Annotated in this window: 8 protein-coding genes; 2 read left to right on the forward strand and 6 right to left on the reverse strand. The window is 69.6% G+C overall.

The genetic code is table 11. From position 1 onward, the window contains the following. The first annotated feature begins 340 nt into the window (after nt 1-340). Complete coding sequence (locus ACGGCP_RS26370) at nt 341-1,234, forward strand: alpha/beta fold hydrolase (protein ID WP_392971558.1); 894 nt, start codon at nt 341-343, stop codon at nt 1,232-1,234. On the opposite strand, the gene ACGGCP_RS26375 is transcribed toward ACGGCP_RS26370, so the two are convergent. The 5 genes from ACGGCP_RS26375 to ACGGCP_RS26395 all read right to left on the reverse strand — a co-directional run bounded on the left by ACGGCP_RS26375 (nt 1,231) and on the right by ACGGCP_RS26395 (nt 7,526). After that, nucleotides 1,231-2,238: a LacI family DNA-binding transcriptional regulator gene (locus ACGGCP_RS26375; protein ID WP_392971561.1), complete on the reverse strand. Its 1,008-nt coding sequence runs from the start codon at nt 2,236-2,238 to the stop codon at nt 1,231-1,233. The genes ACGGCP_RS26370 and ACGGCP_RS26375 overlap by 4 nt on opposite strands. 8 nt (nt 2,239-2,246) lie before the next feature. Beyond that, nucleotides 2,247-3,125, reverse strand: a complete 879-nt coding sequence (locus ACGGCP_RS26380; RefSeq protein WP_392971564.1) for a carbohydrate ABC transporter permease — start codon at nt 3,123-3,125, stop codon at nt 2,247-2,249. Beyond that, nucleotides 3,122-4,012, reverse strand: coding sequence for a carbohydrate ABC transporter permease (locus ACGGCP_RS26385; protein WP_392971582.1), 891 nt, complete (start codon nt 4,010-4,012; stop codon nt 3,122-3,124). The genes ACGGCP_RS26380 and ACGGCP_RS26385 overlap by 4 nt, the downstream gene beginning before the upstream one ends. Nucleotides 4,013-4,109: 97 nt before the next feature. After that, nucleotides 4,110-5,423: an ABC transporter substrate-binding protein gene (locus tag ACGGCP_RS26390; RefSeq protein WP_392971567.1), complete on the reverse strand. Its 1,314-nt coding sequence runs from the start codon at nt 5,421-5,423 to the stop codon at nt 4,110-4,112. Between the two features lie 27 nt (nt 5,424-5,450). Beyond that, nucleotides 5,451-7,526 (reverse strand): glycoside hydrolase family 36 protein, encoded by a 2,076-nt coding sequence (locus ACGGCP_RS26395; protein WP_392971570.1) that lies wholly within the window; start codon nt 7,524-7,526, stop codon nt 5,451-5,453. Between the two features lie 217 nt (nt 7,527-7,743). Here ACGGCP_RS26395 and ACGGCP_RS26400 point away from each other — a divergent pair, with 217 nt between their 5' ends. Further along, nucleotides 7,744-10,422 (forward strand): hypothetical protein, encoded by a 2,679-nt coding sequence (locus ACGGCP_RS26400; RefSeq protein WP_392971573.1) that lies wholly within the window; start codon nt 7,744-7,746, stop codon nt 10,420-10,422. A gap of 58 nt (nt 10,423-10,480) precedes the next feature. Here ACGGCP_RS26400 and ACGGCP_RS26405 read toward each other — a convergent pair whose 3' ends face one another. Further along, complete coding sequence (locus ACGGCP_RS26405; protein ID WP_392971576.1) at nt 10,481-10,891, reverse strand: hypothetical protein; 411 nt, start codon at nt 10,889-10,891, stop codon at nt 10,481-10,483. Nucleotides 10,892-11,208 lie beyond the last annotated feature (317 nt).

The following is an 11,208-nucleotide window of genomic DNA, read 5'->3' on the forward strand; positions in this document are numbered from 1 at the left end:
CGCTGGCTGGTGCCCCCGGGGTCGGGTGTGTCGGCGCGCCAGGCCCCCGAGTCAATGATCGCGCGAGGGTACGACATACGGCTACGAGCTGCCAGACGTTCCGCACGGGCGGCGGGCGGCGGGCGGCGGGCGGCGGGCGGCGGGCGGCGGGCGGATGATGGTCCGTTCTCCGGTCCCGATCTCGCGCCGCGCCGCGCCGGGGGCCTGTGGGCATGCGCTCCTCACCAACCCCACTCGCGGTCGCGTGTTTACCGCCGTCCCGGTGCGGAAAGCCACCCGGTTCGGCCGTGTTGCGACGCGACACCGCGCCGCTGACCGGACTTCCGGGAAGGAGACGGACATGCAGACCGGACAGACCGCCCGAACCAGTCCGGACGACACTGTCCGGCACCAGCGCCTCGACCTCGACGGCACGGAGGTCTTCTACCGGGAGGCCGGCCCCGCGGACGCCCCGGTTGTCGTGCTCCCCCACGGCTACCCGTGCTCGTCCTACCAGTACCGCAACCTCATGCCCCGCCTCGCCGACCAATGGCGCACCGTCGCGCCCGACTTCCCGGGCTTCGGCTACAGCGGCACGCCAGCGCCCGAACAGTGCACCTTCGACGGCTACGCCCGGTTCCTACGCCGCTTCACCGACCGGCTCGGGCTCGACCGGTACGCGCTCTACCTGCACGACTACGGGTCCCAGATCGGCCTGCGCCTCGCGATCGCCGCACCGGAGCGAGTGAGTGCGCTGATCGTCCAGAACGGCGACATCTACGAGGACGCGCTCGGGCCGAAATACCAAGGGCTGCGCGAATACTGGGAGCGTCCGACCCCTGAGGGGCGGGCGACGCTCGAAGCGGCCGTGAGCGAAGCGGGCTTCCGCGAGGAGTTCCTGAACGACGTGCGACCGGACCTCGCGGCGCGCATTCCACCGGACCTCTGGACCCTGGCCTGGTCACAGCTGGACACGCCCGAGCGCCGGGCCGTCATGGTCGGCCTCATGGAGGGCCTGCGCGAGAACCTCGACTGGTTCCCGCGCTACCAGGCCTACCTCCGCGAGCACCAGCCGCCGACGCTCATCGCGTGGGGGCCGCAGGACGGCTACATGCCCGAGGCCTCGGCCCGCGCCTACCTGCGCGACCTCCCCGATGCGGAACTGCACCTGCTCGACGCCGGGCACTGGGCGCTGGAGACCAGTCTCGACGAGATCGTCTCCCTCGCGCGGGACTTCCTCTCCCGCGTGCTTTAAGCGCGCGGCGGGGCGGTGCTGGAGCGGAAGGAGATCTTCGGGCGCTCGGACGAGTACCTGCGGGCCCCTTCGTCGTTCATGGATTCGAGGAGGAGCTGGAAGCCGCGGGTGCCGAGCCCGGCGAAGTCCTGTTTGACCGTCGTCAGCGGCGGGGACCAGAGTTCGGCGAGCGGGTGGTCGTCGAAGCCGGCGACCGAGACGTCCTCGGGGACGCGGCGGCCCGCTTCGGTGATGCCGCGCATGACGCCCATCGCGATCTCGTCGTTCCCGCAGAACACCGCCGTCACCTCCGGGTCGGCCGCCAGCGCGCGGCCGATCGGGACGCCGCTGAGCGGGTCCCAGGTCGCGTCGTGGATCGCCGGGACGGGGGCGTCGGCCTTGCGCAGTGCGCGTTTCCAGCCGCTGGTGCGGCCGTCGACGCGGCGGGAAGGGGGGACGCGGACGTGGTGGACGGTGCGGTGGCCGAGGCCGAGGAGGTACTCGGTGAGTTCCTCGGCGGCGGCCGCTTCGTCCAGGACCGCTTGGGGCACACCGGCTTCGCGGGTGCCGGAGAGGGCGATGACGGGCACGTCGGTGCCGAGCCTGTGGAGGGCGGCGACCCCGGCCGGGTCGAACTTGAGGACCACGATCCCGGCGAGGGTCTGCATCTGGACGGCCGAGACGGCGCGGTCGACCTCGTCGTCGTCGGCGCTCTCGACCACGGTGATCATGACGGTGTAGCCCTCGGCGCGGGCGGCGATCTCGATGCCGCGGATGGTCTCGGCGTACCCGTAGCGGGACGTGTTGCCCGCGATGACCGCGATGGTCTGGGACTTGCGCGAGACGAGGACCCGGGCGGCGGCGCTGGGCCGGTAGTTGAGTTCGGCGATCGCCGCCTCGACCAGTTCGCGTTTGGCGGGGCTGACCTTCGCGGCGCCGGTGAGCACGCGGGACACAGTCGGGACCGAGACGCCCGCCAGTTCGGCGACGTCTGAGATCGTCGGGTTGCGCCCCGCCCTGCCCACGGCACTCCTCACTTCACGGCACCACTCGTGATGCCCGAGATGATCCTGCGCTGCGCGACCACGAACGTGATCAGGAGCGGCAGGCTCATCAGGATGATATAGGCGAAGATGAGGTGCCAGTTCTGGAGATACAGACCCGCGCTGGCCACTTGGTAGAGATTGAGCGGGAGGGTGTCGAGGCGGCCGCCGATCACGAACAGCGCGTAGAACACGTCGTTCCAGATGTAGAGGCAGATGAGGATGGTCGCGGTGGCGAGGACGGGCCGCAGGAGCGGCAGGATGACGCGGATGAAGGTGCGCACGGGTCCGGCGCCGTCGACGCGGGCGGCCTCTTCGAGCTCGTGCGGGATGGTGCGGACGAATCCGGTGACGAAGAAGATCACTGTGGACAGGTACATGCCCATGTAGACGCCGATCATGCCGAGCGCGGTCCCGGCGAGGCCGAGCTGGCGCAGCAGGAGCACGATGGTGACGACGGCGGGCGGCAGCACGATGCCGGAGATGCCGAGCGCGTAGATCGCGGCGGTGAGCTTCCCGCCGCGGCGGCCGAGGATCCACGCGGCCATCGAGCCGAGGATGAGGACGCCGACGACGGCCGGGACCATGACGAGGAGGCTCCCGAAGAAGCCCGCGACCATGCGGCCGTCCTCGAAAACGGTGGCGAAGTTCTGGAGGAGCTGCCAGTCGCCCGGCGGGGACAGGTCCGGGTTGAGGGCTTCGGCCTGGTCTTTCGCGGCGGTGGCGATGACGAGCCAGAAGGGGACGCCGAGCACGAGGACGGCGGTGAGGACCGCCGCGACGGGCTGGACGGGGAAGCGGCGGCGCGGCCCGCGTCGCGCCGGGGTGGCAGGCGCGGCGGTGCGGGGTCGTTCGGCGGTGACGGTCACAGCACGTCCTCTCGCTTGCGCAGGAACCGGATGACGGGGAACGCCAGGACGGCGACCAGGAGGAACAGGATGAGGCTCATGGTCGTGGCCTGCGCGAACAGGCCTTGGCCGAAGGTCCGGAAGATGAAGATGTTGAGTAGTTCGGTGGTGCCGCCGGGGCCGCCCTCGGTGGTGGCCTGGACGATGTCGAAACCGTTCATGGAGCCGAGGAGCGCGGTCGCGACGTTGAAGGTGACGGCGGGGGCGAGGAGCGGGAACCGGATGGAGCGGAACATGGTCCAGCGCCCGGCTCCGTCGAGGCGGGCCGCTTCGAGCACGTCTTCGCTGATGGTCTTGAGCCCGGCCAGGTAGATGAGCATGGACAGGCCCATCCACTTCCAGGCGTGGACGATCGCGACGACGACGATCGTCCAGGTGGTGTTCCCGAGCCACGGGATCGCGACGTCCGCGCCGGTGAGCGCGCCGATGATGCCGTTGAGGGCGCCGTCGGGCTTGAGCAGCGCCTGGAAGATGTAGCCAACCGCCAGGGCGGACATGATGACCGGCACGAAGAACGCGACGCGCACGGCGCGGTTGACTCGGGTGTCCTTCTCCAGCAGGAGCGCGAGGCCGAGGCCGAACGCGTTCTGGAAGACGGCGACGAGCACGGCGTAGAAGAGGGTGACCTTGAGGGCGTTGAGGAGTGTGCCGTTGGAGAAGAGGGAGGTGAAGTTGTCGACCCCGGCGAAGTTGATGGCGCTCTTGAAGCTCGACCAGTCGGTGAAGGCGTAGACGAAGTTGAAGACGGTGGGGACGAGGAAGAACACGACCAGGACCGCGAGCGCCGGGATGAGGAACCACAGCGGATGGTCTTGGCGGCGGGGTCCTGCCTTGCCCTTGGCGAGCATGGTGGTCACGGAGTTCGGCCTTCCTGGTAGCGGCGTTGCTAGGGGGTGAGGGGCGCCGGGGTCTTGACCCTTGCCCGGCGCCCCTCGGGGTGCGGTTCTAGAAGCCTTCGGCGCCTTGGGCTTTGGCGAGTTCGGCGAACTGGGCCTGGGTGGCCTCGGCGACCTCGGCGGGCGTCTTGGTGCCCTGGATCATGTCGGCGAGGTAGATGTACAGGTCCGGGTTGGCGATGGCCTGGGCCTGCATGGAGCCGACCGAGGTGCCGACGGAGGCGCTGACGTCCAGGAGCGCTTGCGGGACGTCGGCGGGGGTCTCGACGCCGGTCTGGAGCGAGACGGTGGACTGGGCGTTCACGAAGTCCTGGTAGCCGTCGCCCATCCAGTAGGAGAGGAGCTGGCGGGCGGCCGCTTCGCGCTGCTCGTCGCCGGTCTTGAACGCGACGAGCGCGTTCGACTGGTCGGGGATGAACGTGCCGGTGTTGCCGGACGGGGAGATCGGGAAGAAGCCGATCTTCTGGTTCAGCTCCTCGGTGTCGGCGAGGGACTGGAGCTGCCCGAAGAACGAGTTGACCTGCATGACCATGGCGGCGTCGCCCGCGAGGAGCGCGGCGCCCTGGTCTTCGAACGTGGCGGTCTTGATGTCCTCGTTGAACAGGCCTTCGTCGATGAGGGCCTTGTAGGTGTCGATGGCGCCCTGGATGGTCGGGTCGGTGAACTTTTCCTCACCGGTGTTGACGCGGTCCCAGAGGCCGTCGGCGGCGGCGTCGGCGAGCTGGACCTGCACCCACCACTGGGTGCCCCACTTGTCGCCGGCCATCTCGTGGAAGGGGGTCACGCCTGCGGCTTTGAGGTCGCGGGCGGTCTGCAGGAAGGAGTCCCAGTCGGTAGGGGTCGCGGTGATGCCGTTGGCCGCGAACACCTCCTTGTTGTAGTAGACGCCCTCGACGGCGGGGGTGGTGACGAGCGCGGCGTAGCGGGTGTCGTCGAGGATGCCGGTGATGTCGCGCAGCTCGGGCTGGTAGTCGTCGGGCCAGGGGGCGTCGTCGAGCGGCTGCAGGTTCTGGGTGGCGTTGAGGGCCGTCAGCTGGGAGGCCGTGGGCTGCCAGAACGCGAGGTCGGGCTTGTCGCCGGTGGCGACCTTCGTCTGGACGCCCTGCTCGTACGGGTCGGGGATGGTGACCACTTCGACCTCGGCGCCGGTGAGCGCCTCGAAGCCCGCGATCACGCTGTCGGGCACCGTGTTCGAGTTCTGGGCGGCCCAGATCGTGAGGGTCGTGCCGGAGAGGTCGGCGTCCTGGGCGGGCCAGGTGACGGGGCCGTCCGAGCCGGTGTCGGCGCCGGGGTCGGAGCACCCGGCGAGGGTGATCGCGCCTGCGGCGGCGAGCGCCAGCGCGTTGCGGAACCTGTTCTTCATTGCATCGCTCCTTTGCGAGTGAGGGATCTAGTAGGCGATTCGCAGGGTTCGGGCGGCGGTTTCGGCGTCCCCGGCCTGCACGGTGAGGGTGCCGGCGGCCTTGTCCCAGTCGGTCTTCCATTCGGGGAGGTCGGCGGGGAAGACCGTGGTGACGGTGAGGTCGCGTCCGGCGAGGTGCGGGAGGCGGAGTTCGGCGGCGGCGTCGCCGCCGCGGCGCCAGACGGAGACGAGGTCTTCGGTGTCGCCGCGCAGGCCGAGGGCGACCCAGGGTTCGGTCCAGTCGGGGAGCCCGGCGGGCCAGTAGGGGTGGCCGGAGGCGATGTCGGCGCGCAGCGTCTTGGCGACCGCGACGGCTTCGGTGACCTGGGCGCGCTGGGCGTCGGTCATGCGGTTGAGGTGGCCGGAGACGTAGAAGCGGCCGAGGAGTCCGGTGACGAGGCAGAACGCTACCTCTTCGGCGTCCATCTCGGGCTGGGGGTAGGCCCAGCTGGCGGCCTGCTCGGGGAGGAGGGAGATCGGTGCGGCGGCCGCGATGGGCGGGTACTTCGTGAACTCCTGCTGGTCTGATGTGGACTGCATGGCGAGGCGGGAGAGGACGGCGAAGTCCATGCGCATCGCGCCAGAGGAGCAGTTCTCGATGACGAGGCCGGGGTGGCGGTCGAGGACGGAGTCGAGCCAGGCGAGGTGGGCGCGGTTGTGGGCGAGGAGGCCGTCGCCGACGCTGTCGGCGTTCAGGTCCGTGCCGGGGCCGGGGTTGACGTTGTAGTCGAACTTGAAGAAGCCGACGCCGAATTCGGCGACGAGGCGGTCGACGACGCCGTCCAGGTGGGCCACGGCGGCGGGGTGGCGCAGGTCGAGGTGGTAGCGCTCGTGCTCGACGATGCGCTGGCCGTGGCGCTGGAGGAATGCCTCCGGGGGGAGCTTGTCGGCCATGGGGCTGCGGACGCCGATGACCTCGGGTTCGAGCCAGAGGCCGGGGGTCATCCCTGCGTCGCGGATGGCGTCGATGACCTCGTTGAGGCCGCCGGGGAAGCGGGTGGTGGAGGGCTGCCACTCCCCCACGCTGGGCCACCAGTTGCCGCCGTCGTCGTACCAGCCGGCGTCGATGCAGAAGATCTCCGCGCCGACCTCGCTGGCGGCCTTGATGAGCGGCAGCAGCTTCTCGGTGGTGGGGTCGCCGTTGAGGGTGTTCATGTAGTCGTTGAAGACGACGGGCATGGCGGCGTTGTCGGGGTGGGGGCGGCGGGCGGCGCGGCGGAAGTCCGTCAGGGCCGCGACGGCTTCGGTGAAGTCGCCGCCGACGGCGACGGTGGCAGGGACCGTGGTGAAGGACTCGCCGGGGCGCAGGACGCGGGTCCAGGCCGAGTCGGTGTCAGTGGGGCCGGAGAGGGTGAAGTAACCGCCGTGGAGGTCTTCGCCGAGTTCCCAGCGCCAGGGGCCGTTGTGCTCGATCTGCCAGGCGAAGGCGAGGCCCGCGGTCTCGACGCCCGCCACGGGCAGGTGGCGGCCGGTGGACCAGGTGCCGTCGGAGGTCACGGCGTGGAAGCCGCGGGGGTCGTGGGCGGCGTGCGCGAGCTCGGTGGACAGGCGCGGGAAGTCGATGCCGCGCAGCGCGGTGCGGGCGAAGCGGCCTTCGCCGAACCAGTCGCTGACGCCTTGGATGCGGTGCCAACCGGCGAGGCTGTCGTCTTCGGTCGCGCCGGGGCGGGTGAAGCCGGAGGACCAGGACGCGGCGGAGCGGAGCACGGCGGTCTCGCCGACGGCGCGGATCTCGACGCGGGAGCGGACGGCGGCCTCGGCGCCAGGGAGGAGTTCGAGGGTGACGGCGGCTTCGATGCCGGGGGCGGTCTGGCGGATGACCAGGCGGTTCGCGTCGACCTCGTGGGAGGCGTAGCGCAGGGCCAGGCCCAGCTGGGTGTGGGAGATCCGGTCGGCGGCGGGGGTGTTCCCGGTCTTGGCGGTCGTGATCTCGACGAGGGGCACGGCGTGGACCGGGACGGCCGCGCCGTCGCGGGTGAGCCCGGTCAAGCACACGGGCGAGTCCTCGCCCCAGGCGAATCCGAGTTCGAGACGTGCACTGCCCCAAGAGAACTGATCGGTCACGATGCCCCTTTACCGGTCGTCGGTGCGCGGCCGGGAGTCGGCCGCGTCGTCGTTGACAGACCGAACCGTATCGCATTTCTGAAATCGATTTCAAGTTGTGTCTTGAAATCGTTATCAAAAATCGGTACGGTCTACCTGCGATCGAAGGGTCGCGATCCCCATCGTTTTCAACAGATCCGCCTCAATGAAGAGAGGACCCCTGATGTTGAGGAGACTCATGAGCACTGGTGCTGCCGCGGCCGTCGCCGCGACCGCCGTCACCGGGCTGGCCGCACCCGCGACCGCCGCCGAGCCCGACGTCCTGGCAGTGGACTTCGCCGACCGCACCGGCGACTTCCGCGGCGGCGCGAGCGGCACCCTCTACGGCTTCGGCGACGAGGGCGCGCCCACCCAGTCGCTCATCAACGGCGCCCACATCACCAACTCGTCCCAGAAGGCCCCCTACGGGACCCAGCACCCCTCCGGCGACGCGATCAAGATCGAGGACGGCTTCTTCGCCAAGCACGGCGAAGACATGTACATCTACGTGCAGGACTACTACCCCGACTGGTCCTACCACGGCGGGAAGCGCCCCGGCGACACCCGCACCTACAACCTCGAGGACGGCACCTACACCGAAGGCGGCAACGGCGTCTGGGACTACCTCGAAGTCGTCGAGTTCGTCGCCGAGGCCGTCGCCACCGACTCCGACCGCCCCCAGGACTACGTCTTCATCCCCTACAACGAGCCCGACGGCGGCAACTGGTACCCCGACTGGGCGAACCAGAAGGACCAGTTCCTCGCCGACTGGCAGGCCACCTACGACAAGATCCAGGCGGTCTGGGAGCGCCACGGCCTCGGCCACGCCCGCATCGGCGGCCCCGGCGACACCCGCTGGCAGCCCGAGCGCAGCCGCGACATCCTCGAGTTCGCCCAGGCCAACGGCTCGCTCCCGGACATCTTCATCTGGCACGAGCTGGGCATCGACAACCTCGGGTCCTACCGGCAGAACTTCGCCGACTACCGCGCGCTCGAAGCCGAACTCGGCCTCGACCCCATCCCGGTCAACATCACCGAGTACGGGATGCTCCGCGACATGAGCGTCCCCGGCCAGCTCATCCAGTGGTTCACCATGTTCGAGGACACCAAGGTGGACGCCCAGACCGCGTACTGGAACTACGCGGGCAACCTCTCCGACAACACCGCCAGGCCGGGCGGCGCGAACGCCGGCTGGTGGATGTTCAAGTGGTACGGCGACCTCGACGGCAGCGAGACCGTCCGCGTCACCCCGCCCACCCCGAACGTCGTCGACACCCTCCAGGGCATCGGCGCGGTCGACGACGCCAACCGCAGGGCCACCGTCCTGTGGGGAGGCACCGACAACGATGTGGCCCTTGATCTCAGCGGCCTCGACCAGTCCGTGTTCGGCAACAAGGTCGACGTGGAGATCCGCGAGAACGCCCTCACCGGCGCCGAAGGCCTCGCCGGGACCCCGCGCGTGATCGCCGCGTACGACGGGATCGCGCTCGACGACGGCGCGCTGCGCCTCGACGTCCCGACGTACGACCGGTACGCGGGCTACCAGCTCGTCATCACGCCCAGCCAGACCCGCGACGTCGAAGCCGACGCCGCCGCCCAGCCGTGGCAGGACTCGATCGAGGCCGAGCACATGGCCCTCACCGCCGCCACCGTGTACACCCAGGACCCGAAGGCCAACGGCGGCTGGCAGTTCCTCGCCTCCGGCGGCAAGGACGTCGGCTCGTTCAACCAGGTCGGCTCCCGCGCCGAGTGGACCGTGGACGTGCCGCACGACGGCACCTACCGGCTCCAGGTCATCGGCGGCGCGCCGGGCGTCCCGGGCAGGCACGCCCTGTTCGTCGACAACGCCTCGGAGGGGACGATCCAGTACGCGGCCGACCTGGCGCTCAACGCCAACAGCCGCTGGAAGTACCGCGGCAGCGCCGAAGTCCTCGTCGACCTCACCGCGGGCAGCCACACCCTGTCGATCCGCTCCAGCGCCGACGGGACCACGAAGCTTCCGAACTCCGACATCACCCTCGACAAGGTCTCGCTGACCTCAGTGGAGGAAGGCGAGCCGACCCTGTACCCGGCCTCCGGCTTCCGCCTCGAGAACGGCGCGTCGCTGAAGTGGACCGGCAACTGCAAGGGCGGGGCCGCGCTCACCGGCGACGACCGCGCCGACCTGTACGCCACGGCGATCGAGACCGGCTACTACGACGTGCAGATCGACTGGGCCTCCACCAAGGCGTCCTCGGTCGAGCTCACCGTGAACGGCCGGGCTGTCGCCACGGTCGAGTCCGGCGCGGCCGGGAAGTGGCGCTCCACCGCCACGCTCAACCTCAACGAGGGCATCAACGAGATCGAGCTGCGCTCGCCCGGCGGGGCGGTCGTCCAGTCGCTCACCACGATCCGCGACCGCGCCGCCGACGACGCGGCCGTCTCGGTCGAGGCCGAGGACATGACGATGCACGGCCAGGCGTCGGTCACGACGCTGGCGGACAGCACCGGCACCAACGCCTCCGGGAACGCCTTCGCGGGCTGGATCGGCAACGGCACCGCCAACACGGTCGAGATCGCCCGCGACGGCTTCGCCGCCGCCGGGGACTACGACCTCACCGTCTACTACGCCAACGCCGAGACTTCCGGGCAGCACGACTACAACCCGCAGGTCGTCGACCGGCTCCTCGAAGTCAGCGAGGGCGGCGAGCAGGTCGGCCACGCGTACTTCCGCTACACGTACTCGTGGAACAGCTTCTCCCAGCGCACCATCCCCGTGACACTGTCCACTGCGGATGAATCGCTGACGCTGGGCAACGCGAGCGCGTGGGCGCCGAACATCGACCGGGTCGTCATCGCCCCGCGCCTGATCGGGACGCCGACGACGGCGGCCCGCTAGCCAAGACGTAGCGAAGGCCCTGTGCGCGAACCGCACAGGGCCTTCGTCGTTCAAGCGTCTAGACCCAGGACTCGTACCAGCCGCTGTGCTGCCAGCCGTTCGCGGTGTTCCAGCCGAGCTGCCACTGGATCTTGCTGCCGTCCTCGAAGTTCTTGTTGCAAGAACCCCAGCCCTTGGCCTCGCCGAGGGTGCTCAGGCAGGTGCCCGAGCGGGTGCTGCCGGTGTCGCGCCAGGAGAGCGAGACGGCGTAGCCGTCCGCCGAGTTGTCCTTGATCCACAGCACGTCGCCGTAGGACTGCACGCAGCCGGAGACCTTGGCGAAGTCGAGGCACTCCTTGTAGTACCGGTCCGACCAGTCGACGTCGACCGCGCGGTCGGACTCCGAGGCCGCCGCGGGCGAGCCGATCATCAAGGCGATGCCGACTGATGCGATCAGCGCCGACAGGACCGTTGCGATGCGTTTGCGCATGCCGAGTTCCCTTCAAGGTCAGTGCCCGCGGGTGCGCGGGCAGCGTCGTTCAGCAGCACATCCGTTGTACCCCAAGGCATTTGGATGTCCGCGTTCCCTCATAAGGACTGCCGCAGGGGGTGTGGAGGTTGCTTGAATCCAAAAGGAATTTCAGAGCCTTTGCATGCGCCGGGCACACGGAAGGGCCCAGCACGCTGTCGCGTGCGGGGCCCTTCCAGCGGTGTTACATGGCTCCGGTGAGGTAGAGGGTGGTGCCGACGATGGTCATGAGGAGTGCGGATCCGGGGTGCATCCAGATGGAGGCGCGGATGTCGTGT

This window comes from Glycomyces sp. NPDC048151, from assembly GCF_043202775.1.
Taxonomy (GTDB): Bacteria; Actinomycetota; Actinomycetes; order Mycobacteriales; family Micromonosporaceae; genus Glycomyces.